Below are 25760 nucleotides of genomic sequence, written 5' to 3' on the forward strand. Positions count from 1 at the left end.
GTCTGCGCATGCCCGCGCGGCCGGACGGGCGATTGTTGCAAGATGCTGAGGCAGGAAGCTGATCAGTACCAGGGGGAGTGCCATATGACAGGGTACGGATCCGGCGCGGACCGCATCGACACCACGAGGCCGCATCCCGCGCGGGTGTACGACTGGTTCCTCGGCGGGAAGGACAACTATCCCGTCGACGAGGAGCTCGGCAAACAGATCGCCGGGCTCTCTCCGGACACGAAGCGCATCGCGCGCCACAACCGGTGGTTCATGCACCGTGCGATGCGCTGGCTCGCCGGCGAGGCGGGGATACGCCAGTTCCTCGACATCGGCTCCGGTATTCCCACCGAGCCCAACCTGCACCAGATCGTCCAGAGCGCGGCTCCCGACGCACGGGTCGTGTACGTGGACAACGACCCCATCGTCCTGGCCCACGCCGAAGCGCTGTTGAGCGGGAGCGTTGAAGGGGTGACGGCGTATCTGGACGCCGATGTGCGGGAGCCGGAGAGGATCCTCGAACTCGCCGCGGAGGTGATCGACTTCGACCGGCCCGTCGCGCTCTCCCTCATCGCCCTGCTGCACTTCGTCGGCGACGGCGACGGCGACGGAGAGGGGGCGGGGAGGAGCGAAGGGGCGTACGCCCTGGTGGAAAGGCTGGTGGAGCGGCTTCCCGCCGGGAGTTTCCTCGTGCTGTCGCAGCTCACCGGCGACTTCGACCCCGAGAGTGTGGAGAAGGGCGTGGCCTCGTACGCGGCGGGCGGTGTGACGCTCGTACCGAGGTCGCGCCGCGGCGTCAGTCGGTTCTTCGACGGGCTGGAAGTGGTGGAGCCGGGCCTCGTCCAGGTCGTCGACTGGCATCCGGAACTCAGCCTCGGCGATCTTCCGGTGGAGACGCAGCCGGTGCCGATCTACGGTGCGGTCGCCCGCAAGCCGTAGCGTGCCGGGCGCACGGACCGGGGGTCGTCCGGAGACGGCCCCCGGCCATGTGCCGTTGCGCATGCGTGGGCTGCGGTCGCTGCCTACTTCCGCAGCTCGACGGTGAAGCCGCGCCCGGTGGAGACGGCCGGCGTCTTGATCTCCGTGACCCCGGTCGCCGGGTCGGTGAACCAGCCGGAGCCGGCCGCGGCGAGCTCCGCCGCCGAGTTCAGCCGGTGCAGACGGCTCTGGTCCATGACGACCTGCGACGGGGCGCTCCCGCCGTGCACGGTGAGGTCGTACGAGCGGGCGGACACCTTGCCCTCGTAACGTCCCACGCTCGCACCGATCCTGACGGTGGTGCTGCCCTTCGTGCCGTGGGCGGGTGCCTGAACCTTTACGTGCTGGGTGGCCGAGGCTCCCTCCGTGAACTTCCTCGTCACGCCGTCGTCCTCGTAGAGCGTGTAGTCCGTGGTGCCCTGCGGGTGGATGTCGTAGCCGAGCCGGGTCCTGTCCCGGGACTCCCAGGACAGGGTGCCCTTGGGCCACATCGGCACGATCGACCCGCCCTTGACGAAGAGCGGCAGGGTGTCGAGCGGCGCCTTGTACCCGTTGACCGTGGTCGGGCCCTGGTAGGTCCTGCCCGTCCAGTAGTCGGTCCAGGTGCCCTTCGGCAGGTAGATGCCGTTGCGGACGTCCGTGTCGCTGTACACGGGCGCGACCAGGAAGTCGGGTCCGGCCAGGAACTCGTACTTCGCGTCCGGGCCGAGTGCCGCCGGGTCGTCGGGGTACTCCAGCGAGAGCGGCCGGACCGCGCCGACGCCGGTCCTCGTGGCCTCCTTCGACAACGTGTACATGTACGGCAGCAGCCGCTCCTTCAGCTGCAGGTACTTGCGGTTGATGGCGGTGTACGGCTCGCCGTCCAACCACGGCTGCTGGTCGTGCGGCTGCTTGGTGGTGATGTCACTGGCCCAGCCGTCCATGGTCATGATGGCCGGGAGGAAAGCCTTCCACTGCAGGTCACGGGTGTACATCTTGGGGTCGTGACGGTAGATGCTGCCGACGTCACCCGTGTTGTACGCGATGCCGGACATCGTCGCGCCGGCATACGTCGGGATCTGCCAGCGGATGAAGTCCCAGGACAGGCTCTGGTCACCGCTCCACAGCACACCGCAGCGCTGCGCACCGGCCCAGGAGACGGGCAGCCAGACGAAGCCGCGGGCGTCGCTGTTGTTCTCGATGCCGGCCTTGGCCTGGTCGCAGGCGTCCAGCGCGAAGCCGTATCCGCCGCCGACCCAGGCGACGTCCAGCTTGCGGACGCGTACACCGGCCTTGGACTCCTCGGCCTCGTCGGGCAGGCCGTCCTGTGTCCAGAGGCCGAGCTGGGCATGGTTCTTGTTGAGGCCCGTACCCGTCCGGGGAAGGTTCTCGTATCCGCAGCCGTATCCGTCGTTGACGAGCATCCAGCCGAGCGGCATCCCGTTGTCGACGTAGCTGTCGGAGACCTTCAGCGCGTCGAGGGTGTGGCGCTCGCCCCGGTTGGCGTTGTGGAGGTAGCAGTCGGCGGAGCCGGGCTCCAGCCCGTACACCGGTGGCATGAACGGCTTGCCCACCAGGGAGGTGTACTTGCCGATGACCGACTTGGTGTCACCGGTGAAGTAGTAGGCGTCCAGGCGTCGTTCCTGCTGACCGGTCCGTACCGGCGAGTCGAAGTCGTAGATGCCGGGCGTCATGGTGTTGCGGAAGACGCCGTAGCCGGCCGTGGAGATGTAGAACGGCTGGGAGTTGTTGTAACCGCCCTCGTTCCAGTTGGTGTTGTTGCCGACGTTCATCACCTGGTCGCGGTGCGAGAAGCTGCCGTTCTGCTCGCCCCCGCCGAAGAACTGTTCGTCGGTGCCGCGCTTCAGGCTCTGCCGCATGCCGCCGCCGGTCCAGCGCAGCGGATCGGCCTCCTGCCAGATGGCCGTGCGGTTGTCGGCCTTGTAGAGGCCGAAGCGCAGCGGCTTCTTGTAGATGCGCATCACCACGCCCTTGGAGCGGATGCCGTAATAGGTGCCTGCGTCGAAGGACTTGGTGTGCGGCTGGGCGGTGGGCTGCCGCCGGATCATGTGGCTGTCCTTCGGGTCGGCGAGTACGCCGTCCGGGGATGCCTGCAGCCGCAGGGTGTCGTCGGTGAAGAACTCGGCGCGGGCCTTGAGCGCACCGGCCTCGATCTCGTACCTGCCGTGCGAGCCGCTGAAACCGGTGAGGTTCCCGGCATCGGTGGCCTCGGGGAGATAAGCCTTCCCGCTGAAGGAGTTGTCGTGCACGTCGTAGGGGACGACGACCACGTGGTAGGTCCCGGAGGCCTTCGGGATGACCGTGGACTCGGGGTCGGCGGTGCCCGCGCTGGAAGCCACCTGTTTATTGGCCGAGTCGTAGATGTACATGTCGAAGTCGTCCGTGGGCGTCTCCCATTGGATGGAGACGGGGACGCCGCCCTCGGGGTTGTCGTCCCACTGACCCGCGGGCGGGTCGACGGTCAGGTCGAACCGGGCGCAGACCGCGTTGTCGGGGTCCTCGGCGGCCGTGCCGCACTTGGCGGGAGAGTCGACGGTCCCCTTGGCGTAGACCGGGCTCTGCCATGTCACGTTCTTCGTGGTGCTGTCCAGGGTGCCCGAGGGCGTGGCCGCGGCGTGCGCCTGCGGTGCGGGGGCGGTCAGGGCGGTGAGTGCGAGGACGATCACCGACAGCGTGCCGACCGCCGTCCGGCTGGGACTGTTCTGAAGGATCCGCAAGGAGTGTTCTCCGTTCGTACCGAACAGTGAAATGGGCGATGTCTGCGCAGACATGCTTGGAACGCGGGAGATTCGCGCATCAGAATTCACCGTGCGACCGGTGCATGTCAACGCTCCGATGGCTGCTCCATGCCTGCCCGCGCCGATGTGTCGCACGCCCGCGCCATGGCGGTCGTGGGCGACCGGGGCGTGGCACATCCCCGCCCTTTTGATCAGCCATGCTCAGAAAACGGGCTCTTCAGATCGGAAGAGTGGCGAGATTGGTCGTGAATAGTGCCGAAAGGCTCACTGAATTTCCTTATAGTGAAGCCGCGTTGATCATCCGACCACCGCAACGAGCGAAGCCTTCGTCACAGGAGATTCCGTACGATGACGACGCCCGCATCCGCGGTGCCCGAGCGCCAGTCCATGTCCCCGCCGCCCGCCGCCGGAGGCTGCCCGGCAGGTGGCGGTACGTCCGCCGTGCCGCTCAGCGGGCCCGGGTTCCACACCGAACCCCACGTCGTCTACCGCGCCATGCGGAGCGAACACGGACCTGTCGTACCCGTCGAACTGCCCGGCGGAGTTCCGGCCTGGCTCGTCATCGGCTATCGCGAACTCCACCAGGTCACCAGCGACGGCGAGTTGTTCCCCAGGGACGTCGGGCTGTGGAACCAGTGGGGGATCATCCCCGAGGACTGGCCGCTGCTGCCGATGGTCGGCCGCCCGATGCCCTCCATCTACTTCACCGCCGGGGCCGAGCACCGGCGTCACGCCGCGATGGTCGGGCACGCGCTGGAGGAGGTCGAGCACTTCGAACTCCGCATGGCCTGTGAGGAGTTGGCCGACCGGCTCGTCGACGGGTTCTGCGACCGCGGTACGGCGGACCTGATCGCCGATTTCGCCGTGCCGCTGCCGGTGCTCGTCCTCGCCCGTCTGGTCGGATTCCCCGATGCGGACGGGCCGCGGATCGCGGAGGTGCTCAGGGATCTGGCCGACGGCGGACCGGGCGCGCAGGAGGCCCATCTGCGGTTCGGTGAACACATGCAGCGGCTGCTGGCGGCACGGCGGGCCGCGCCCGGGAGCGACGTGACCTCGCGAATGCTGGCGTACGCCGGTGAGTTCACCGACGAGGAGTACGTACTCGACCTGATGGCCATCACGGCCGCCGGACACCTCACCACGGCCGACTGGATCGGCAACTCGCTCCGGCTGATGCTCACCGACGACCAGTTCGCCGTCGCGCTCTCCGGCGGTCGGCACAGCGTCGCCGAAGCCATGAACGAGGTGCTCTGGGAGGAGGGCCCGACGCAGATCCTCGCCGGTCGCTGGGCGGCCCGCGACACCCGGCTGGGAGGCCGGAACATCCGTGCCGGGGACATGTTGCTGCTGGGTCTGGGCGCCGCCAACGCCGATCCGCACATCCGGCAGCATCTCTCCGCCTCGGGAGGGTCGTCGGGTCAGCGCGGCAACAGCGCGCACCTGGCGTTCAGCCACGGCGAATACCGCTGCCCCTTCCCCGCGCAGGAGATCGCCGAAATCATCGCCCGCACCGGGATCGAGGTGCTGCTCGACCGGCTTCCCGACCTGGAACTGTCCGTTCCCGCGCCGGAGTTGGTCCGGCGCCAGTCCGCCTTCCTGCGGGGGATGACCGCGTTGCCCGTCCGGTTCGCCCCCGTACGCCCGACAGGAGACTTGTCTTGAACTGCCCGCACGCCGCTGCCCGGGAGGCCGCTTCGAGCGGCGGGCCCGTCGTCATCGACCCGCTGGTCCAGGACCTGGACGGTGAGACGGCACGACTGCGTGACGCCGGTCCGCTCGCCAGGATCGAGCTCCTCGGCGTTCCGGCCCTGACCGTCACCCGGCATGCCCTGGCCCGTCAACTGCTCGTCGATCCCCGCCTGGTGAAGGACCTCGACGCCTGGGGGCTCTGGCAGCGCGGGGAGGTCACGCACGAGTGGCCGCTGATCGGCATGATCGACGCCGGGCGTTCCATGTTCACGGTGGACGGTGCCGAGCACCGGCGGCTGCGTACCAAGACCTCCCAGGCACTCACGCCGCGCCGGCTGGAGGAGATACGCCCGGACATCGAGAAGTTCACCGAGGAACTACTCGATGCCCTCGCCGAGCAGGGCGAGAAGAGCGAGAACGGTGTGGTCGACCTCAAGTCCGTGTTCGCCCAGCCGCTGCCGATGCGGGTCGTCGGCATGCTGATGGGCGTGGACGAGGCCGAGCACCCCATGCTGATGCGGCGGTACAAGGCGTTCTTCTCCATGCTCACCCCGCAGGAGGAACGCCTGGCGCTGCTGGCCGAGTTGGACGTCTTCTACGCCGCTCTCGTACGCGAGAGGACCGCGCGTCCGGCCGACGACCTCACCAGCGCGCTCATCCTTGCCGAGGAGGGCGGCGAACCGCTCACCGAGGAAGAGGTGGTGGGCACTCTCAAGGCGATGGTGGCCGCCGGTCACGAGACCACCATCGGGCTGATCCTGAACGCCGTACGCGCCCTGCTCACCCACCCCGACCAACTGCGCAGGGTGCTCGACGGCGAGATCCCGTGGGAGACGGTGATCGAGGAGACCCTGCGCTGGGACACCCCCACCACCCATCTGCTGATGCGGTTCGCCACGGAGGACATCCGGATCGGCGACGACGTGATCGCGAAGGGCGAAGGAGTGGTGATCTCCTACCGCGCCATCGGCCGCGACATCGAGCACCACGGGGCGGACGCCGACGACTTCGACATCACCCGGCCGGCCCCGATCCGCCACATGACCTTCGGTCACGGCCCCCACATCTGCCCCGGGGCGGCGCTCTCCCGGGTCGAGGCCGGGATCGCCCTGCCCGCACTGTTCGCGCGCTTCCCCGGGCTGCGGGCGGCCGTCACGGACGAACAGGTCCGCAAGCTGCCGGTGATGACGCAGAACGACATGGAGGCCTTCCCGGTCCTGCTGCACGGCTGAGAACTGACCACCCGTCGGGCACCGTCGCTCGTGGGATACAGTTCTCGCAGGTCATGAGTTCCAGTGCACAGCCCCGGCTAACTGGACGGCACCCCGCTCCGCTGCGGGTGCTCCGGGTGACGACCGGCCTCATGCGCAGCGTATGGGGAACAGCGGACCATCGGGGCAGAGCACCTGGGGTTCATGATCTCGGGAAGGCGGAGAACCATGCTCCCCCACCTCATCCGGAACGACGGCTGCTCCAGCCACGGCCCCGGTCACCACGTCCACTGGATCCATGCCAAGAAGTGCCACCAGGAGCCCGGCCAGGCCGTGGAACTCCTGCTCACCTCCGGTGACGTCGGCGCCGACGGCTGGGTCGGGCTGCGCCCCGCCTTCGACCACGCCGAGGACCTGCCGAAGGTGTGGACGCATGCTCCGGCAGCCCTCACGGAACTGCTCACGGAGCACCGCGGACGGGTGTTCTGGCTGCCGCGGTGGCACGCCCTGAAACTGGTGGACTCCGCCGGCCGTGCCACCGCCCTGGTCAACGCCGGTCTCGACGGCGGCCCGCTGTGCGCGACGACGGCCCCCGACCCGCGGCGGACCGTCGGCGGCACGTCCTACGGCCTGTAGGGCCGCCCGGTCAGCAGGGCCCGCTCGTCAGCCCAGCGCGTCCGCCAGCGCGCTGTCAGCCGCGGCGCGCGATTCCTGCCACAGGGTGGTCACCGGCACCCACACGTGGACTCCCTCGGGCATGCCCACGGTGGCCGCGCGGAAGGCGACGCCCAGATGGGAGGGGTCCGCCGCCACGGACAGGCTGCCGACGACGTGGCCTTCGGCGGCCGCCGGGTCCGCGGTGCGCACGGCGGCGTACGCCCGCTCGCCGCCGGCCAGTGCGTAGGGTCCGCTCCCGGCGGGCGGGACGGCCTCGGCGGAGCCGTCGAGGCCCCTGAAGGTGATCGTGGGGATCCGGTCCACCACACAGGCCCGGTGGCTGTTGTTGGTGACGCTGATACGGGCGACGTTCCGCTGTCCGCCGGGTGCGGCGTGCACGTCGAGGTCCTGCTCCTGGCAGGTTCCGAGGCGGCTCGCGGTGTCGGTGGACGCGGTGCCGGTCGTTGCCGACGCCGCGGTGCCGGTCAGTGTCAGGGCGGCCGTGACGGAGAGCGCGGAGGCGAGAGCGGAGCGGAGACGCATGGTGTTTCTCCCGTTGGATCGACAGCCTGCGGAAACGGCCGGGCGGCCCGTCGGTCGGTGGGACCGACATGGACAGTGTGAACCGCCTGACCCGATCTCCGCGACAGATCGGACATGTCGGTTCGGCGTATCTGGTGTCGGGACGGGCCATGTGTCCGGTGCCGGGACGGGTTGCGCGTCCGGACCCGGGAAAGTCACCCGGTTCCGGAAGCACCGTCCCGCCTCACGCGACCGCGGGCCCGACCCAGGGGGACCGGCGCCCCCACCGCGCGGCACCCCGCCCGGGTGCCTCACCGTGTCCGGATCGTCGCCATCACTTCCCGGTCCGGCTGCAGCGTCAGCGACGGCACCGGACCGATGACGCCCGGGTCCAGGTCCAGCTCGAAACGGCGCGCCAGCACGGCCAGGATCAGGACCGCCTCCACCATGGCGAACCGGGTGCCCAGGCAGACCCGGGGGCCGCCGCCGAACGGGAACCAGGCGTACTCCGCGATGTCGTCGCCCGTCTCCGGATCCCAGCGCTCGGGGCGGAACTCCTCCGGCTCGGGAAACCACCGCGCGTCGCGTTGTGTCACCCACTGGCTGGTCCACACCCGGGTGCCCTCCGGCATCGGCACACCGCCGATCCGCGCACCCTCCTTCGCGACACCGGTGACCAGCCAGATCGTCGGGTAGAGGCGCAGGGTCTCCTTGACCACGGACTGGGTGTACGTCAGCCGCGCGTAGTCGTCGAACTCCGGCTCCCGGCCACCGAGCACCCGGTCCAGCTCATCGGTGAGCGCGGCACGCACCCGCGGATTGCGGGACAGCAGATACCAGGCCCACACCAGCGTGGAACTGGTCGTCTCGTGCCCGCCGATGTACAGCGTGACCGTCTCGTCGCGTATCTCCTGGTCGGTGAGGTGCGCGCCCGTCTCGTCGACCGCGGTCAACAGCCGGCTCAGCAGGTCGGGGCGCTCGTCCCCGCCGTCGCGATGACGGGCGACGACCCGGCCCACCTCGGCGTCGATGACCGCCGCGGCCTTCTTGATCCTGGCCCGGCCGGGAGTCGGCACCCAGTCCGGCAACAGCGCGCCGATACCGGCGAACTCCTTGCCGATCTCCTGCTGCGCCACATCCATCGCCCGGCCCATCGCCTCCGCGTCGGCCGCCGTGTCGACGCCGAAGATGGTGCGCACGGCGATCCGCTGCGTCAGCGCCGCCATCTCCCTCTTGACGTCGATGCGTTCACCGCCCGACCAGGTTTCCGCCAGCTCCACCGTGCTGCTCGCCATCGTCGCCGCGTACGACCGCACCTGCTTGGGCCGTACGGAGGGCTGCACCAGTGACCGTTTCCGTCGCCAGTCCGTGCCGCGGGCGACGACCACGCCGTTGCCCATCACGGTCCGGAAAGCGATACCCAGGGCCGGCTGGTCGAAGGAGCGTTCCGTCTCGGTGAGCAGCTCGCCTATGCAGTCCGGATCGGCTATGTACACACAGGAGTTGGGGCCGAATCGCCAGCCCACCATGTCCCCGTGGGAGCGCAGCCGCTCGAAGAAGGCGAGAGGGTTCTTCCCGAACTGCGGCAGGCTCCCGAGAAACGGCAGCCCCTTCGGTCCCGGCACGATCCTGTGGCTCCGCGGCTCGGCATCGACGGCCTGGCCGGTCTCCGTGGACATGAAAGTCTCCGCTCCCTTGTGGCGCACCCGATTCGGTGCGCGGCGACCTGACTTCAGCGGTACCGCCCGCCGTGGAACATGTCATCGGCCTTCTGCGGTACGTGAGTTGTCGAGGGTAGTCGCGCGATGCCGTCCGGGGGGGCCGGGGCGGGCGGCAGGGTGGCGGAGAAGGCACTGTCCGCCGTCTCCGGACGGGCCCGGAACCCGGGCCCGTCCGGAGGTGCGGTCCTGCGGTGTGCCGGGCCCCTGATCGGAGCCCGTCCCGCGAGGTGCGTGGTCAGACGCCCGGCGGGACCCGGGACGGGCGGCCGCCACCGCGGGTGAGGGAGTAGCCGAAGAGCGCTGCGAGCGACCCCAGCACCCCGCCGCCGACCGTCCACAGCCAGCGGTCGGTCCACCAGCCCGAGGCCCAGCCGTCCTCGGGCTCACTGCCGAGCGAGACCTTCGGTGTCGTGTCGTCGCCCGCGTCCGTCGAGCCGTCCGAGGCCTGCTCGACGGAGGACACGCCGGGGACCAACGGCTTGGCGAGCGTGCCGTCCACATCGCCGGCACCGCCCTGGTCGGCCGCCGTGATCTCGACCTCGGTCTGCACCGGGAGGCCGAGGTCCGCCGACGGCAGATCGACGACCGTGAGGCGTACGTAGTAGCTGCCCGGCAGCGGGTCGTCGGCCCACGGCTCGGACCAGGCACGGACGGTCCGCAGCACGCAGGTCAGCTCGACCGTCGACGCGTCGGACCCGGCCTTGCCGGTCTGGCGGCCGTACATGCAGGCCTGCCGGCGCCGCAGCCCGTCGTACACATCGACCTGCCAGGTCGACGCGCCGTGCCGGGTGGCGCTCTCCGGCAGGGTGATCTTCGCCTTGACGGTGGCCCGTTGGCCCGCGTCGGCAGGGAACACCCAGTACAGGTAGTCACCCGTGGACGCCCCGGCGGTGGCGCGCTGGTTCTGCTGGACGGCCGTCGCCGTACGGAAGGTGGTGCCGGCCTCGGTGGGGCCGGACCCGTCCCCGGAGGCGCTCGGGCTCGGGCTCGCCGACGGGTCGTCGGCCGCCGCGGCGCCCGCCGACGTCAGCAGGGCGAGCCCGGCGAGCAGCGCGCCCGCGAGTGCACGTGTCGTACGCATCATCAGTTGGTCCTCCAGACGGCGACGCGCCAGCGCGAGATCCAGCCGAAGAGCAGTCCCGCGACCAGTCCGGTGAGGACCAGCACGCCCAGCAGCCACCAGCCGCGGCCGAGACCGAACGCGGCGGCATCGGCGGCAGCGTCCGGGCTGTCCACCAGGTCCACGGTCAGCTCGACCGGCATGCCGGGCGAGGTCTTCACCGAGGCGGGGGCCGAGAAGGAGTTGGCGACCTGGAGGCACACGGTCTCGGCGGCCGGCTTGTCGTCGCTGTCCGAGTCGTCCACCTCGGCCTTCGGGTAGCGCAGGCCGGAGGAGATCGCATCCGTACGGCCGGTGCCCGACTCCGAGCCCCGCACGATTTCCCGGCCGTGCACGGTCAGCGCCCGCAGCAGCACGCCGTAGTCGTTGTTCACGGCACGGTCGGCGAAGACGCTGACCGAGGCGCGCAGTTCCTGACCGGGCGGTACATCGACGCGGTACCAGCGGTGCTCGCCGAACTTCTCGCGGTCGGTGTACAGGCCGGCCTTGAGCTGCGGTGCGGCGGAGCAGCTGTCCGCCCCCTCGGTCGCCACGGGGGTGACGACGGGCTCGGCGGCCCGGTCGACCAACTGCTTGACGCGGCCGGAGAGTTCATCGGTGTGCTGGACCGCGGTGTAGGTGCCGCCGGTGGCCTCGGCGATACAGGTCAGCTGTTCACGGATCTTCGCGTTGGGCACCAGGCCCAGGGTGTCGATGACGAGGTGGATGCCGCGGGCCGCGATGTCACGTGCCACCTCGCACGGGTCGAGCGGGCCGCAGGTGTCCTCGCCGTCACTGATCAGTACGATCCGGCGGGTGGAGTCGCCGCCCTTGAGGTCGTCGGCGGCGCCCAGCAGGGCCGGGCCGATCGGGGTCCAGCCGGTGGGGGCCAGGGTGGCGACCGCGGTCTTCGCCTCGGTGCGGTCCAGCGGGCCGACCGGGTAGAGCTGCTTGGTGTCCTTGCAGCCGACCTTGCGGTCGTTGCCCGGGTAGTCGGCGCCGAGCGTCCGGATGCCGAGCTCCACCTGCTCGGGCACCGCGTCCAGGACCTCGTTGAACGCCTGCTTGGCGGCCGTCATCCGGGACTGGCCGTCGATGTCACGGGTCCGCATGGAGCCGCTGACGTCGAGCACCAGCTCGACCTTGGGGGAGGCTTTGGCGGGGGCTTCGTCGGCGGCGGCGGGGAGCGCCGAACCGAGCCCGGCGGTCAGGGTGGCGAGCAGGATGCCCACCCCGACCGTCAGCCTTTTTCTTATGATCATCGCCGGATAGTAGTGAAGATCGCTTCGCTTCCCCAAACCGGTCCGGGGATGGCCGTGGAACCGTCAGAAACCGCCGAGCAGTGGGCCGGAGGCTCGCTCCAGCACCGAACCGACCCGTTCCCAGGTGGCCGAGTCCCGCTGGGCGGGCGGCAGTTGGGCGCCCTCGCCAGTGCCCCAGTCCGCGGCGATCGCGACCGGGTCGGCGCCGGTGGCCGCAGCCGCGGCCAGCGCGGCGGCGCCCAGAGCCACCGGCTCGCCGCTGCCGGGCACGATCACGGGGCGGCCGGAGAGCCGTCGTACCGTCTGCACCCAGGTCCGCCCCTGCGCACCGCCGCCGATCAGGCGCAGCGGCCGGGCGGCCACCTCGGGGGCGGCCGGGTCGAGGCCACAGGCCCGCAGCAGTTCGTCGAGGGCGCGCAGTACGGTGACGACGGCGCCCTCGTAGGCGGCGCCGAGGAGTTGCCGGGGCGTGGTGTCGTGCCGGAGACCGGTGAGGAGTCCGGAGGCGGTGGGCAGATCGGGGGTGCGTTCGCCGTCGAGGTAGGGGAGGAGCACCGTCTCGCCGCCGGGCGACGTGTCGTCGCGGTCCAGGCCGAGCAGTGCGGCGACCTTGTCCACGGCGAGCGTGCAGTTGAGGGTGCACGCCAGCGGGAGATACGTACCGTCCGCCGCGGCGAAACCGGAGAGCGCCGGTGACGCGGGCCGGGTCCGGGAGGCTGCGAAGACCGTGCCCGAGGTGCCGAGGCTGAGGACGGGGTGGTCGAGGAGTCCGGCGCCACCCAGGCCGAGGCCGACGGCGGCGCTCATGTTGTCCCCGGTGCCCGCGGCCACGGCGATCGTGGCGGGCAGCCCGAGCGCGTCGGCCGCCTCGGCGGTCAGCGAGCCGACACGGGTCGCGCCGGTCCCGGCCACCTCGGGCAGCAACGCGGCATCCAGGCCGAGGAGTTCGAGGAGTACGGGGTCGTAGGCGCCGGTCGCGGTGGAGTACCAGCCGGTGCCCGAGGCGTCGCCGGGGTCGGTGGCGGCGGTGCCCGCGAGCCGTTCGGTCAGGAAGTCGTGCGGGAGGCGCACGGCCGCGGTCGCGGCGGCGTTGTCCGGCTCGTTCTCCCGCAGCCAGCGCCATTTCGACGCGGTGACGGCGGCCACCGGCACCGATCCGGTCCGCGCGGTCCAGGCGTCCGGGCCGCCGAGCGCCTCGGTGAGCGCGGCGGCCTGCGGGGCGGAGCGGGTGTCGTTCCACAGCATCGCGGGGCGCAGCGGGCGGCCCGACCGGTCGAGGACGACCAGTCCGTGCTGCTGCCCGGCGATCGCGATGCCGGTCACGGCCGAGGCAGCGGCTCCGGACTCCTTAAGCCCGGCGGTGACGGCGGCGCGCAGCGCCTGCCACCACACCTCCGGGTCGCTCTCGCGGGCCCCCGCCGCACCGCTGACGACATGCGGTGCGCGGCCGACGGCGAGCAGCCGGCCGCTCGCGGCGTCGACGAAGGCCGCCTTGGTGGACTGGGTGGAACTGTCCACGCCGATGACGACGGTACGCGGCTGCATGGCGCCCTCATTCCTGTGCTGCGTGCGGTGCGGGATTTGATCGTGCACAGAACAAATTACGTCACCGGGTGCCCGCCCGACAGTGGCTCGTGGTGAGGGGTTACGTGCCGGACGCGGTCCGTGCATCATTGGTCATGTCACTGAACAAATAAGGCTCGGGTGCCTCGATCGGTCCTGGGCCCGACGCATCGAAGGCGGCCAGACGATGACGGAACGCTTCACGCCCACCCCCGACGACCGGTTCACCTTCGGGCTCTGGACGGTGGGCTGGCAGGGGCGCGACCCGTTCGGCGATGCGACCCGCGCGCCGATCGACCCGGCCGACTCCGTGCGGCGGCTCGCGGAGCTGGGCGCGTACGGTGTGACCTTCCACGACGACGATCTGATTCCGTTCGGCTCGACGGACACCGAGCGCGAAGGGATCGTGAAGCGGTTCCGGCAGGCGCTGGACGCGGCCGGTCTTGTCGTCCCCATGGCGACGACGAACCTGTTCACCCACCCGGTGTTCAAGGACGGCGCGTTCACCGCCAACGACCGTGACGTACGCCGCTACGCGCTGCGCAAGACCCTCCGCAACATCGACCTCGCCGTCGAGCTGGGCGCCACCACCTACGTCGCCTGGGGCGGCCGCGAGGGCTCCGAGTCCGGCGCCGCCAAGGACATCCAGGTCGCCCTCGACCGCATGAAGGAAGCCTTCGACCTGCTGGGCGACTACGTCACCGAGCAGGGCTACGACCTGAGGTTCGCCATCGAACCCAAGCCGAACGAGCCGCGCGGCGACATCCTGCTGCCGACCATCGGCCACGCCCTCGCCTTCATCGAGCGACTGGAACGGCCGGAACTGGTCGGTGTCAACCCGGAGACCGGGCACGAGCAGATGGCCGGGCTGAACTTCCCGCACGGCATCGCGCAGGCGCTGTGGGCGGGCAAGCTCTTCCACATCGATCTGAACGGTCAGTCGGGCATCAAGTACGACCAGGACCTGCGCTTCGGTGCGGGCGATCTGCGCCAGGCGTTCTGGCTCGTCGACCTGTTGGAGACGGCCGGCTACGCGGGCCCGCGGCACTTCGACTTCAAGCCGCCGCGGACCGAGGATCACGATGGTGTCTGGGCGTCGGCCGCGGGCTGCATGCGCAACTATCTGATCCTCAAGGAGCGCGCCGCCGCGTTCCGCGCCGACCCCGCCGTGCGGGAGGCGCTGCGCGCGTCCCGGCTCGACGAGCTGGCCCGCCCCACCGCCGAGGACGGAGTGGCGGGGCTGCTGGCCGACCGGTCGGCGTTCGAGGAGTTCGACGTGGACGCGGCGGCGGAACGGGGGATGGCGTTCGAAGCCCTGGACCAGTTGGCGATGGACCACCTGCTCGGGGTCCGCTGAGCCAGGGGCACAAGCCCGCGGGGCCACGGCGCCACAGGGGTGTGCGACGGGGCGGCCGGATGTCCGGCCGCCCCGTACCCGTTCACCCGGCCGAACCGGTCAGCCGGCCCGCGTACGCCACCGGGTCGGCCAGCACCCGGGTCAGCACCAGCGCCGCGGCGCCCCGTGCCGCGTCACCCGCGACGGACGAGGCGCGCAGCCGCCCGCTCCCCGGGGACCAGAGCCCCGACACCACACGCCCGGTCAGCTCCTCGTCGGCGGACGGCGAGAGCCACGGCATCAGGTTCCGGTAGATCCCGCCGAGCACCACGGCATCCGGGTCGAGCAGATTCACCGCTCCGGACAGCACCCGTCCCAGCATCCGGCCCGCCTCCGCGACGGCGGCCACCGCCCGTTCGTCCCCCGCACGGGCGCGCCGTTCCAGCTCGGCCACGCCGGCTCCGCCGCCCGACTCCTCGATCCCGGCGGCCCGCAGGAGCGCCGCCTGTCCCGCGTACCGCTCCAGACAACCGCGCGAGCCGCACCGGCACTCCGGCCCCTCGGCGTCCACCACCACGTGCCCGATCTCGCCGGCGAAGCCATGCGCCCCGCGCAGCAGTTCACCGTCGATGACCAGGGCTCCGCCGACACCGATCTCGCCCGTGAGGTACAGGAAGCTGCGGACCGCGTCGAGCCCGCCGAACCACAGCTCGGCCAGCGCCGCCAGATTGGCCTCGTTCTCCGCACGTACCGGCAGCGCCGCACCGCCGGGACGCTCGGCGGCGAGCGCGGCGGCGAAGAGCTCATCGGCCGGAACCCGGTTCCAGCCCAGGTTGGGCGCCTGGCGCACCGCACCGCCGGAAACCAGGCCGGGCAGCGCGAGTGCCACCCCGACCGGGAACAACTCCTGCTCGCGCGCCGACTCCAGGGTGCGCGCGGCGATTCCGGCCGCCCGCGCCAGGACCTCCGCGGGCGGTGCGCCGCGATTGTCGAGGTGCTCGGTGAGCCGCACCCGTCCGGTGCCCGCCAGGTCGACGACGCACACCGACACGTAGTCGATGTTGATCTCCACGCCGAGCCCGGCGGGCCCGGTGCGGGCCACCTTGAGCGCGGTCCCGGGGCGGCCCGCCTGTCCGCTGAAGGTCTTGCCGGACTCGGTGAGGAATCCGGTGCCGAGCAACTGCTCGACGAGCGAGGACACCGCGGCCCGGGTCAGTCCCACCCGCGCGGCCACCGCCGCCCTGGTCGCCCCGCCCTCGGCCTCGTCGCGGACGGCCCGCAGCACCAGGCTGAGGTTGCTCCGGCGCACGGTGTCCTTGTCGGCCTTGGGCCCCAGCGGTGTGACGTTGTTGCTCTTCATGTCGGAACCGAGCCTATGCGATCCCCTGTTCGGCTCCCGGCGCGATCCTTTCCGCGGTGTCCCCGGCCCGCCCGCAGCGCGCAGCGGAATGCGCCATGGCCCGTTGTGCTGTCCGGGGTGTTGGAGGTGCGGGCCGCGACCCGGTAGCGGGTGCGGTAGGAGCTGTGGCACAGGTAGGAACCGCCGCGCAGTACCCGGTTCTCGCCGGCCGGCGGTCCGACGGGATGGACGCGGGTCGGCGTGCGGTCGGCGACGTGCCAGTCGGCGCTGAACCGGTCGGCGCACCACTCCCACACATTGCCCGAGGCCGACCGGGCGGCGACCGGTGCGCAGCGGATCACGCTGGACTTCCGGCTGCCGGACGGGACCGCGCTGGTCCCCGAGGAGGTGGGGGTCGCCGTGTCATGACCGGGGCCGGCCCGTTCGCGGCGGCGGAATCCGCGGCGAACGGGCCGGCCGCGCGTGCGCACCGGCGTGCGCGGGGTGCCGGCGCGTCCGGCGCTCAGCCCGTCGCGCCGCGCTCCTTCAGCATGTCCGCCATGAGCGCGATCTCCGACTGCTGGCCCCGGACCATGCCCGCCGCCAGGTTCCTGATCGCGTCCGTGTCCGCGGAGCCGGCCGCGGCCTGAGCCATCTCCGCGCCGGCCCGGTGGTGCGAGGTCATCAGCTTCAGGAACAGCACCTCTGCGTCCTTGCCCTTCGCCGCCCGCAGCGCGTCGAGCTCGGTGTCGGTCGCCATGCCGGGCATCAGCGAACCGTCGCCCCTGGGGGTGAAGGTGTGGCCCATCCACTCCATCGGAGGGGCACTGGACGACTTCGCCCGGCCCCACATCTCCAGCCAGCCGAGCATCATGCCCCGCTGATTGGCCTGCGTGTTGATGATGTCGTACGCGAGCCGGCGCACCGCCTCGTCGGACGTGCGGTCCCGGACGATGAACGACATCTCGACCGCCTGCTGATGGTGGATCGACATGTCGCGGGCGAACCCGACATCGACCGATGTGTCCGAGGGAGCGGCCGCGGCGGAGGCGGAACCCGCAGTGGAGGCGGAGCCCGCGGACGAGGACGGTCGTACGAGCATGAGCACGACCAGGCCCAGCGCCAGCAGCAGCACCGCACCGCCGGCCAGCATCATCGGACGCGAGGAGCGGACCGCGGACGTCACTGGGCGACCCCACCCGTGCAGGCCGCGCCCGGCTCCGGGGTCTGCGGGCCCTGCACGTACTTGGTGAAGAACTGCCCGACGCGCGTGTCGGCGGCGCCGGTCACCGTCACCTGCTTGCCCCAGGCGCTGAGCATGAGCGGGGCGGCCTGGTCCTCGACCGGGCTCATCAGCGAGTAGGGCGTCGACTCGACCCGTTCACGGAGCTTCTTCAGGTCGGCCGGCTTCGCCTTGCTCGTGTACGTGACCCAGACCGCGCCGTGCTCCAGGGAGTGGACGGCGTTCTCCTTCGGTATCGCCTTGGCGTAGACGTCGGCGTTGCAGTTCATCCAGATCGGGTTGTGATCGCCGCCGACCGGCGGGTTCATCGGGTAGTCGACCTTCTTGTCGACGTGGTTCTGGGTGAGCTTGTCCCAGGTCCGCTCGACCTTCACCGGCGAGGACTTGGCCTCGACCTCGGCCTTTTCCTTGTCGTCGGCGGCGGACATCAGATAGCCGCCGCCCGCGACGAGCGCGGCGACCACGGCGACGGACGCGGTGATGGTGATGATGCGGCTGCGCCGCTCGCGGGCCCGCTCCTTGCGGCGGGCCTCCTCCAGCTTGGCGCGACGTGCGGAGGCAGAGGTGTTCTGCTGCTTGGCGGATGCCATGGAGAGTCCTTCGGTTCAACAAGACTGATGGAGCTGAGGGCATGCGGAGTCCGTTCCTCGGGTGTCCCGGGGAACGGGGCGTGCCTCTAGATCCGTTGAACCTGCAGCCGGAGATGGTCGACTTCCCGCACGGCGTCGTTGGAAGGGCCGCGGATCGCGGCCGCGCCGGTGAGCGGGGCGACCGGAGCGGTGGTGGCCGTACCGGGAAGGGCCGCGGGTGCGCTCTGTGCCGGCAGCACGACCGGGGTCGCGTGCTCGGAGGTGCTGTGGCAGGAACTGCCCATGCCCCGGTCCTCGGGGGCGTCGGCCACCACGATCCGCGCGAGCACCTGGGGCGTGGGTGTCATGGCCCGGACAGCGGTCGCCGGGTGGGCGCCGGAGCCGTGCGCGGCCGGGGCCGTGATCGAGCAGCACGAGACCATGGCGAGCAGCACGAACAGCCAGCCGAGCACGGCCGACGCGCAGGTGCCCTGCGTCCGTCGGCGCGTCCGTTCGCTCAGCCCGTTCATCCCGTCATCGTACGCGGTGTGTGAAGTTTCAATGAGAGGTGGATGGGGTGGATGTCATGCGGGTGCCCCCTCGCACGGCCTTCCGCGCAAGGGGGCATCCGGCGTGCGAGCAGTCGGTGGCTACGGGGCGGACCCGGCTCCGGCCGGCTCCGTCTCCGCCCTCTCCTCCTTCGGACCGAGCATGGGTTCCCTCCAGCGGATCGCCGACGCGCTCGACACCAGCGCGGTCCAGCTGCTGTCCACGGCCGAGGTGCCCCGGCCCGTCGACGTGGTGCGCCGCACCTCCGCCGCCGTACGGGAGACCGGGGCCGAGGGCGAGGGCCGGATGCGCCCGCTGGTCCGGGGCCATCAACGGCTGCACGCCCTGGAGTTCACCGGTGCGCACGACTGGGGTCGGGAGTTCCGGCACCGCAACGACGAGATCCTGTACGTGGCCGACGGCTCGGCGGAGGTCGAGGCGGACGGCAACTTCTACCGTCTCGAAAAGGGCGACACGCTCTACTGCGCGGGCGGCCTCGTCCACCGGTGGCGGCCCATCGAACCGGACACCAGGGTCCTCGTGGTCGGCATCGCCGACCACGTCCAGGCGACCGACGAGCAGGTGGGCTGACGGACCGGCCGACGGACGGCGTGTGCGACCGGTGTGAAAGGCGGCCCCGGGGGATGATGTGCCCATGCCGTACTTGGTGCCGCCCCACCTTCCTCCGGGTAGCCTCGCGGACTCCGCCCAACCGGCTCTCGCCGTCGCCGACGACCTGCTGCTGCGGCCGTGGCGGCAGGAGGACGCACCGACCGTCGTCGCCGCCTTCTCCGATCCGGCGATCCAGCACTGGCATCTGCGCCGGGCCGACACCGAGGACGAGGCGCGCGACTGGATCGAGCAGTGGCGGGACGCCTGGTACAGCGAGACCGCGGCCCATTGGGCCGTCGTACGCCCCGAGGGGGCCGACGACGGGATCGGGGAAGTGCTCGGCCGGGTCTCGCTCCGCTCCTTGGTGCCGGAGATCGGTCTGGCGGAATGCGCCTACTGGGTGCTGCCGGCCGCCCGCGGACGGGGCGTGGCTCCCCGGGCCGTCTCGGCGCTCGCACACTGGGCCTTCGGCGAGATCGGATTCGAGCGGCTCGAACTCGCGCACTCCGTACTGAACGAGGCGTCCTGCCGGGTGGCGGCCAAGACGGGCTTCGCCCTGGAGGGCACCCGGCGCCACTCCCATCCGCACGCCGACGGCTGGCACGACATGCATCTCCACGCCAGGCTCCGCGGGGACGACGCGAACGGCTGACCGCCACGGCGGCGGCGTCGGCCGTCCGGCAGGCGCCGCCGCTCAGTCCCGTTCGACGTCCACCTCGGTGAGCCGCGCATACCGCCCGGGGTCGGAGCGACGGATGCGCAGCGCCACCACGACCCCGGCCACGAGCACCACCGGCAGCGGCACCAGCAGCGCCACATTGACCGCCCCCGTGCGCCCGGTGAGCAGATCGAGGTGGAGCGTCGCGAGCACCGACAGGACGGCGAGACCCACGAAGGCGATCAGCGGTGCGACCGCGACCCGCCAGACCGACATGCCGCACCGGTCACGGCGGAAGAAGAAGCAGACGGCGAGCGCGGCCAGCGCCTGCATGATCATGATGCCGAGCACGCCGGCGCTGTTGGTCCACAGGAAGATCTCGGAATACGGATCGGCGCCGAGCAGCGCACCACCCCCCACGATCACCAGGCCGAAGGCGGTCTGCACCACGACCGCCGTCACCGGTGAGCCCTGCCGGGGCGAGACCCGGCCCAGACGGCGCGGCAGCAGACCCTCGCGGCCCAGGGCGTAGAGGTAGCGGGCCGCGGCATTGTGGAAGGCGAGGGTGGCGGCGAACGCGCTGACCACGATCAGCACCTGCATGGAGTCGGCGAGCCACGGGCCGACGAACCGGTCGGCCGCGTGGAACGTCAGCTGCGGGCCGTCCGACGACCGGGCCATCGCGACCGACTCGTCCGTGCCGAAGCTCCCCATCAGGATCCACACCCCGACGGCGTAGAACAGCGCCAGAAATCCGATCGCGACAAAGGTGGCGCGGGGCACCGTACGGTCCGGGTCGCGTGCCTCCTCGGCGTAGATCGCGGTCGCCTCGAAGCCCGTGAACGCGCCGATGACCAGGACGAACATCCCCGCCATACCGCCGGAGGAGGCCAGCACGGACGGGTCGAAGGACGTGATGTCCAAGGCGTCGGTACCCCGGTCCGCCAGCACCCCGACGTCCATCACCAGCAGCACCAGGACCTCCAGGACCAGTGCCACCCCCAGCACCTTCGCGCTCAGTGCGACCCGCAGCCAGCCCAGTACGCCGGTGCCCAGCACGCAGAGGGTCGACAGCGGCCACCAGGGCAGCTCCGCACCGGTGAGATCGCTCACGGTCGTCGAGGCGAAGTAGCCGAACCCGGCGGCGACGCCAGGGGCGACGAGGTTGTACGAGAGCGTCGCCAGATAGGCCGTGGCGACGCCGAGCGTGCGGCCGAGGCCCCGGGCGACGTACGCGTAGAAGGCCCCGGCATTGCGTACGTAGCGACTCATCGCGGTGAACCCGGCGGCGAACAGCACCAGCAGCGCGCCGGAGACCAGATAGCCGAGCGGGGTGCCCGGACCGCCGATGCCGATGGCGAACGGCGCGACACCGGCCAGCACGGTCAGCGGTGCGGCCGCCGCCACGACGAAGAAGACCAGATCGAAGGTGCCGATCTGCCCTTTGGCGAGGCTCCCCGCCGGACCGCCGGACGGCGGGGCGGCATCCGGCAGGCCGGCGGAGGAGGGAGAGGGAGAGGCGGGCTGCGGGACGGCCGTCGAGGGTTGTGTCATCGGTGGTTCCTCAGGTGCGAACGGGCGGCTGGACGCCGAAGCCGATGCCTGCTCCAGGCATGGATCAGCGGAAAAGACCAGTTCAGGGCGCATCGATTGGGCGCGGCGCTCAAGCTATCTGGTATACCGAATACCAAGCAAGGGTCTACGGAAGCTTTCCGGAATCTGCGATGATCGCGGCACGGGAGCCGGAAGAGACCGGCTCCGACGGGCAGGAAGCGAGTCCATGAGCAGCAGCCGAACCGCCGGCCTCACCGCCACCGGCACGATCGGTGCGGCACATCAGTCGCTGCGCGACCAGGTCTATGCGGAACTGCGCGAGAGGATCATCGACGGCCGCTACCCCTCCGGGCACCGCGTCGTCGAACGGGAACTCGCGGACGAGCTGGGGGTGTCCCGCATCCCCGTACGGGAGGCCATCCAGCGACTGGAGACCGAGGGATTCATCGCCGCTCAGGCACGAAAGGGCGCGTTCGTCGCCCCGCTCGGCCCGGCCGAGGCCGCGGACTTCTTCGACATCCGGGAACACCTGGAGGCGCTGGCGGCCTCGCTGGCCGCCCGGCGCGCGGACCGGGACGGCCTGCGCACCCTGGAGCGGCTCCTGGACCGCGCCCGCCGCGCCGCGGACTCCCCCCGCCGGACCCGCGAACTGGGCTCGGTCCATGCCGACTTCCATCAGCAGATCGTCGTCATGTCCGGCAATCCGCTGCTCCAGGGTCTGATGGCGCCGCTGGACGGCCGGCTGCGCCGGCTCTTCGGTCTCACCTCCGAGCCGGGCGACGGTCCCGTGATGTGCGGCGAGCACGAACTGCTCTACGAGGCGATCAGGAGCGGCGACGCGGAGGCGGCGGAACGGATCGCCCGCCGTCATGTGGCCGGAACGCGCGAGACCGCTATGCAGATGCTCGCCGCAGCCACCACCACCGCTGACACCGCCGCACCGGCGGATCCCGGTCCCCGGCTCCGGCCCTGACCGGCACGCCCCACCCCGCGCACGACGTCGCGCACCACCGAAGGAGACTCCGCCCCATGGCGACGCCCGCCCCCGCCCGCCCCCATGTCCTGTTCACTGCCGTCCTTTCCCCCGACGGACGCACCCGTGACCTGCTGGTCTCCGACGGCCGGATCGCCGCGTACGACCCGGCGGAGCTGCCCGACGGCTGCGTGACCGTGGACGCTGCGGGAGCCCTCGCCCTGCCCTCGCCCGTCGACGCGCACGTCCACCCCGACAAGTCGACCTGGGGCGGGCCCTGGCTGAGCCGCGAACCGGCCGGGTCGCTCCGTGACCTGATCGAGGGCGATGTACGGGCCAGGACCGCCTTCACGACCCCGGTGGAGGAGCGGGCCGGGGCGCTCATGGACCGGGCCGTCGCCCGTGGCACCCGCGCCATGCGGGCCCATGTGGATGTCGCCCCCGTCCACGGCCTCGCCGGGGTGCACGGGGTGCGGGCGGCGGCCGATGCCCGCAAGGACCTCCTCGACGTCCAGATCGTCGCCTTCCCCCAGCTCGGCCTGTTGAGCGAGCCCGGCACCGCGGAACTCATGGAGCAGGCCCTGTCCGAGGGCGCCGACGTCGTCGGCGGTCTGGACCCGATCGGCATCGACGACGACATGGCGGGCCAGCTGGACTTCGTGTTCGGGCTGGCCGCCCGCAGGGGCGTACCGGTCGACATCCATCTGCACGACGGCGGGCCCGTCGGGCTGCGCCAGGTCACCGAGATCGCCCGGCGTACCGTCGCCGCCGGAATGCAGGGACGCGTCGCCATCGGCCACGCCTTCGCCGTGGCCGAGCTCGGGGGCGACGAACGCGACGCCGTCGCGGCGCGGTTGGCCGACGCCGGTGTCTCCCTGGTCACCTGTGCCCTGGGCGGCGACCCGGTCCTGGACCCCGCACGGCTCACCCCGCACGGCGTGCGGGTCGCCGTCGGCTCGGACGGCGTGCGCGATGCCTGGACGCCGTTCGGTGACGGCGACATGCTCGGCCGGTCCCATCTGCTGGCCTACCGCACGGATGCCCGCACCGATGCCGAACTCGCCGCCTGCTACGAGGCGGTGGCCCGGGGCGGCGCCTCCTTGCTCGGACTGCCCGCCTCCCGGCTGGAGACCGGGGACCCGGCCGACTTCGTCCTGGTGGCCGCCGGTTCGCTGCCCGAGGCCGTCGTGGACCGCCCGATCCCGTCCCTGGTCGTACGCGCCGGCCGGGTCATCGCCCGCGAGGGCCGGCTGGTCTGAGGCGCACCGGACCCGTCAGCCGCGGTCGAGCGCGCGATCGGTGAGGGAGCCCGCGCATCCGGTGTACCGGGCGGGGTCGGTCAGTTCGCCCAGGTCGAGACCGGCGAGTTCGGGTTCCTCGTCGAGCACATCGGTGAGGACGTCGGCCAGGTCCGTGGTCTCCGCACGGGCCCGGTGGGCGGCGCTCACCAGCACCTCCCTGGCGCGCTTGCGGCCGATTCGTTCGGCGAACACGGCGGCCAGCCGCTCCGAGACGATCAGCCCGTCGGTGAGCTGGAGGTTCTCCCGCATGGCGTAGGGGACGACGCGCAGTGTGCCGGTGAGCTCGGCGGCGCGGTGCGCGGCCCCGCCGACGAGCCGCAGCAGTTCGCGCAGCGGCTCCCACTCGGCGTGCCAGGCCCCGGCCGGACGCTCGTCCTCGGCGGCGAGCGAGCCGTACAGTGTCGCCGCCAGACCGGGGGCGCGACGGGCGGCCGCCGCGATCAGTGTGGCGTGCACCGGATCGGCCTCGTGCGTCATGACGGACGATTCATCGCCCCGCCCCTCGGTGACCTCGCCGATCTCGGTGCGGGACAGGTTGATCACATCGGCCGCCATCTTGCCGATCGCCCCGGCCGTGAAGGCAAGCGCGCCCGCCAGGTCGGCGATCGGGGTACGCAGGGTGTGCCACGGCAACAGCGGCTCGGCGAGACCGAGTTCGCTCGCGAACGCCTGGATCAGGGGCAGCCCCGGATCGATCCCGTCGGCGTCCTCGGTGGGCGCGTACGCCTCGAAGGCGGCCAACGTGCCTGCCGCGCCGCCGAGTTGTGCGGGCAGCGACTCCCGTACGGCCGAGAGCCGGTCCCGGGCGTCCAGGATCAGCGCCCGCCACCCTGCCGCCTTCAGTCCGAAAGTGGTCGGTACGGCGTGCTGGGTCAGCGTCCGGCCGGCCATCGGGGTGTTGCGATGCGCGGTGGCGAGCCGTGCCACCGCTTCCGCGGTCCGCGCCAGATCGTCGAGCAGCGGAGCCAGGGTCCGCGCGGCGACGAGCATGGCGGCGGTGTCGAGGATGTCCTGACTGGTCGCGCCCCGGTGCACATACGGCCGGACGTCCTGCTCCACCGCGGCGAGGAGGTCCATGGCCAGCGGGACGACCGGATCGCCGTCCGCGCGTGCGCGCAGCGCCAGGTCCCGTACGTCGAACCGGCCCGCGTCGGCCGCCGAGGTCACCGCCCGCCCGGCCTCCGCGGGGGCGAGCCCGCAGCCGGACTGGGCACGGGTGAGCGCCGCCTCGGCGTCGAGCATCGCCTGCAGAAAGGCGCTGTCGCCCGTGGTCGTCTCGGCGGGGGAGCCGGCCCACCCGGGGGCGAGCAGTCCGGCGTCGCTCTCGTACATCGGCTGAACTCCAGGGGACCCTGGGGCCTTTCGTCCGGACCGGGCCCGATCCGGACGGAAGACCCTAACCTTCGTTGCCTGCCCGGTGGATGCCGAACACCGCACCCTGCGGGTCCCGTACGACCGCGATCCGCGGCCCGTCCGGAATGTCGGTCGGCGGCATCAGCAGTTCGCCACCGGCTCCCTGCGCCGTCGCGGCCGTCGCGTCGACATCCGTCACGGCGAAGTACGGCAGCCAGTTCGGTGGCGCCTCCGGCGGGAACCTGTCGTCCATGATCAGCATCCCGCCGAAGTCCTCACCGGCCACGCCCCACTGCGTGTAGTGCTCCGGCGCGGCGTTCACCGTCCATCCGAAGACCGCGGGATAGAAAGCGAGCGCCGGGTCGGCCTCACGGGTGACGAGTTCGACCCAGCCGAGCGCACCGGGGTCGTTCAGCCGCTCGGCACCGGCGAAGGCGCGCGCCTGCCACAACGAGAACACCGCGCCGGACGGATCGGCGACGACCGCGAACCTGCCCTGGTCGAACACGTCCATCGGGCCCACCAGGAGCGAGCCGCCCGCCGACTTCACCTGCTCGACCGTGGCGTCCGTGTCCTCGGTGGCGAACGAGACCGTCCAGGCCGTCGGCTGACCCGGCTGGTAGATCGGGCTGAGCGCCGCCACTCGCGCGTCGCCGAGGTGCGCCATCGTGTAGCCGCCCGCCTCCTCGCGCGGATCGGTCTCGGAGCGCCAGCCGAAGAGTGCTGCGTAGAACGACTTGGCGGCCGGGATGTCGGGGGTGCTCAACTCGATCCAGCAGGGGCCGCTGGGCACGGGTTCGGTGAGCTTCATTCGGATTCCTCCGTGGGGTGCGTGGGGCGCGTGG

At 71.5% G+C, this 25760-nt stretch carries 23 protein-coding genes, 1 pseudogene and 1 riboswitch; of the genes and pseudogenes, 10 read left to right on the forward strand and 14 right to left on the reverse strand.

What is annotated here, in order from left to right:
• The first annotated feature begins 84 nt into the window (after positions 1-84).
• Positions 85-927 (forward strand): SAM-dependent methyltransferase, encoded by an 843-nt coding sequence (locus OG611_RS34845; RefSeq protein ID WP_266429444.1) that lies wholly within the window; start codon positions 85-87, stop codon positions 925-927.
• Between the two features lie 83 nt (positions 928-1010).
• On the opposite strand, the gene OG611_RS34850 is transcribed toward OG611_RS34845, so the two are convergent.
• Positions 1011-3683, reverse strand: a complete 2673-nt coding sequence (locus OG611_RS34850; protein ID WP_266429446.1) for a TIM-barrel domain-containing protein — start codon at positions 3681-3683, stop codon at positions 1011-1013.
• Positions 3684-4052: 369 nt separating this feature from the next.
• Between OG611_RS34850 and OG611_RS34855 the strand changes: the two genes are divergently transcribed.
• From OG611_RS34855 to OG611_RS34865, 3 genes are all read left to right on the forward strand, one after another.
• Positions 4053-5366, forward strand: coding sequence for a cytochrome P450 (locus OG611_RS34855; RefSeq protein ID WP_266429448.1), 1314 nt, complete (start codon positions 4053-4055; stop codon positions 5364-5366).
• On the forward strand, positions 5363-6625 hold the full coding sequence (locus tag OG611_RS34860) for a cytochrome P450 (protein WP_266429451.1): 1263 nt from the start codon (positions 5363-5365) through the stop codon (positions 6623-6625). The genes OG611_RS34855 and OG611_RS34860 overlap by 4 nt, the downstream gene beginning before the upstream one ends.
• Before the next feature lie 49 nt (positions 6626-6674).
• A riboswitch (SAM riboswitch) is annotated at positions 6675-6784 on the forward strand.
• A gap of 48 nt (positions 6785-6832) precedes the next feature.
• The gene (locus OG611_RS34865) at positions 6833-7240 is read left to right on the forward strand and encodes a hypothetical protein (protein WP_266429453.1); all 408 of its coding nucleotides are present in this window, start codon (positions 6833-6835) and stop codon (positions 7238-7240) included.
• A gap of 27 nt (positions 7241-7267) precedes the next feature.
• Here OG611_RS34865 and OG611_RS34870 read toward each other — a convergent pair whose 3' ends face one another.
• From OG611_RS34870 to xylB, 5 genes are all read right to left on the reverse strand, one after another.
• Positions 7268-7804: a DUF4232 domain-containing protein gene (locus OG611_RS34870; protein ID WP_266429455.1), complete on the reverse strand. Its 537-nt coding sequence runs from the start codon at positions 7802-7804 to the stop codon at positions 7268-7270.
• A gap of 290 nt (positions 7805-8094) precedes the next feature.
• On the reverse strand, positions 8095-9462 hold the full coding sequence (locus OG611_RS34875; RefSeq protein WP_266429457.1) for a cytochrome P450: 1368 nt from the start codon (positions 9460-9462) through the stop codon (positions 8095-8097).
• A gap of 277 nt (positions 9463-9739) precedes the next feature.
• A complete protein-coding gene (locus OG611_RS34880) occupies positions 9740-10588 on the reverse strand; it encodes a hypothetical protein (RefSeq protein WP_266429459.1) in 849 nt (282 codons plus the stop codon).
• The gene (locus OG611_RS34885; protein WP_266429461.1) at positions 10588-11865 is read right to left on the reverse strand and encodes a VWA domain-containing protein; all 1278 of its coding nucleotides are present in this window, start codon (positions 11863-11865) and stop codon (positions 10588-10590) included. Before OG611_RS34885 ends, OG611_RS34880 begins: the two co-directional genes overlap by 1 nt.
• A 63-nt stretch (positions 11866-11928) precedes the next feature.
• A complete protein-coding gene (xylB, locus tag OG611_RS34890) occupies positions 11929-13410 on the reverse strand; it encodes a xylulokinase (RefSeq protein ID WP_266429463.1) in 1482 nt (493 codons plus the stop codon).
• A 205-nt stretch (positions 13411-13615) separates the two neighbouring features.
• Here xylB and xylA point away from each other — a divergent pair, with 205 nt between their 5' ends.
• Entirely contained in the window at positions 13616-14785 is a 1170-nt protein-coding gene (gene xylA / locus OG611_RS34895; RefSeq protein ID WP_266429465.1) for a xylose isomerase, read from the forward strand.
• An 82-nt stretch (positions 14786-14867) separates the two neighbouring features.
• On the opposite strand, the gene OG611_RS34900 is transcribed toward xylA, so the two are convergent.
• Complete coding sequence (locus OG611_RS34900; RefSeq protein WP_266429468.1) at positions 14868-16124, reverse strand: ROK family protein; 1257 nt, start codon at positions 16122-16124, stop codon at positions 14868-14870.
• Positions 16121-16435: pseudogene (locus OG611_RS34905) on the reverse strand (formylglycine-generating enzyme family protein); the annotation flags it as partial. The gene OG611_RS34900 and the pseudogene OG611_RS34905, both read right to left, overlap by 4 nt.
• On the opposite strand from OG611_RS34905, the gene OG611_RS34910 reads away from it, so the two are divergent.
• Positions 16365-16532 carry a hypothetical protein gene (locus tag OG611_RS34910; protein WP_266431478.1) on the forward strand — a complete coding sequence of 56 codons (168 nt, stop codon included), beginning with the start codon at positions 16365-16367 and terminating at the stop codon, positions 16530-16532. The pseudogene OG611_RS34905 and the gene OG611_RS34910 overlap by 71 nt on opposite strands.
• Positions 16533-16626: 94 nt before the next feature.
• Here the strand turns inward: OG611_RS34910 and OG611_RS34915 are convergent, their stop codons facing one another.
• The 3 genes from OG611_RS34915 to OG611_RS34925 form a co-directional block, all read right to left on the reverse strand.
• The gene (locus OG611_RS34915) at positions 16627-17289 is read right to left on the reverse strand and encodes a DUF305 domain-containing protein (protein ID WP_266429471.1); all 663 of its coding nucleotides are present in this window, start codon (positions 17287-17289) and stop codon (positions 16627-16629) included.
• Positions 17286-17936, reverse strand: coding sequence for a DUF3105 domain-containing protein (locus tag OG611_RS34920; RefSeq protein ID WP_266429474.1), 651 nt, complete (start codon positions 17934-17936; stop codon positions 17286-17288). Before OG611_RS34920 ends, OG611_RS34915 begins: the two co-directional genes overlap by 4 nt.
• Positions 17937-18022: 86 nt before the next feature.
• On the reverse strand, positions 18023-18445 hold the full coding sequence (locus OG611_RS34925; protein ID WP_266429476.1) for a hypothetical protein: 423 nt from the start codon (positions 18443-18445) through the stop codon (positions 18023-18025).
• Between the two features lie 103 nt (positions 18446-18548).
• Here OG611_RS34925 and OG611_RS34930 point away from each other — a divergent pair, with 103 nt between their 5' ends.
• Positions 18549-19055: a cupin domain-containing protein gene (locus OG611_RS34930; RefSeq protein WP_266429479.1), complete on the forward strand. Its 507-nt coding sequence runs from the start codon at positions 18549-18551 to the stop codon at positions 19053-19055.
• Positions 19056-19119: 64 nt separating this feature from the next.
• Entirely contained in the window at positions 19120-19728 is a 609-nt protein-coding gene (locus tag OG611_RS34935; RefSeq protein WP_266429482.1) for a GNAT family N-acetyltransferase, read from the forward strand.
• A gap of 42 nt (positions 19729-19770) precedes the next feature.
• Here the strand turns inward: OG611_RS34935 and OG611_RS34940 are convergent, their stop codons facing one another.
• Complete coding sequence (locus tag OG611_RS34940) at positions 19771-21288, reverse strand: APC family permease (protein WP_266429485.1); 1518 nt, start codon at positions 21286-21288, stop codon at positions 19771-19773.
• A 226-nt stretch (positions 21289-21514) separates the two neighbouring features.
• Here OG611_RS34940 and OG611_RS34945 point away from each other — a divergent pair, with 226 nt between their 5' ends.
• Together OG611_RS34945 and OG611_RS34950 are read left to right on the forward strand one after the other, a co-directional pair.
• A complete protein-coding gene (locus tag OG611_RS34945; protein WP_266429487.1) occupies positions 21515-22261 on the forward strand; it encodes a GntR family transcriptional regulator in 747 nt (248 codons plus the stop codon).
• A 56-nt stretch (positions 22262-22317) separates the two neighbouring features.
• Positions 22318-23520, forward strand: coding sequence for an amidohydrolase (locus tag OG611_RS34950; RefSeq protein ID WP_266429489.1), 1203 nt, complete (start codon positions 22318-22320; stop codon positions 23518-23520).
• Between the two features lie 15 nt (positions 23521-23535).
• Here OG611_RS34950 and pcaB read toward each other — a convergent pair whose 3' ends face one another.
• Both pcaB and OG611_RS34960 read right to left on the reverse strand, forming a co-directional pair.
• Positions 23536-24894: a 3-carboxy-cis,cis-muconate cycloisomerase gene (gene pcaB / locus OG611_RS34955; protein WP_266429492.1), complete on the reverse strand. Its 1359-nt coding sequence runs from the start codon at positions 24892-24894 to the stop codon at positions 23536-23538.
• Between the two features lie 64 nt (positions 24895-24958).
• Positions 24959-25726 carry a VOC family protein gene (locus tag OG611_RS34960; RefSeq protein ID WP_266429494.1) on the reverse strand — a complete coding sequence of 256 codons (768 nt, stop codon included), beginning with the start codon at positions 25724-25726 and terminating at the stop codon, positions 24959-24961.
• Between the last annotated feature and the right edge of the window lie 34 nt (positions 25727-25760).

The organism is Streptomyces sp. NBC_01363, assembly GCF_026340595.1.
In the GTDB taxonomy this organism is placed as follows: Bacteria; Actinomycetota; Actinomycetes; order Streptomycetales; family Streptomycetaceae; genus Streptomyces.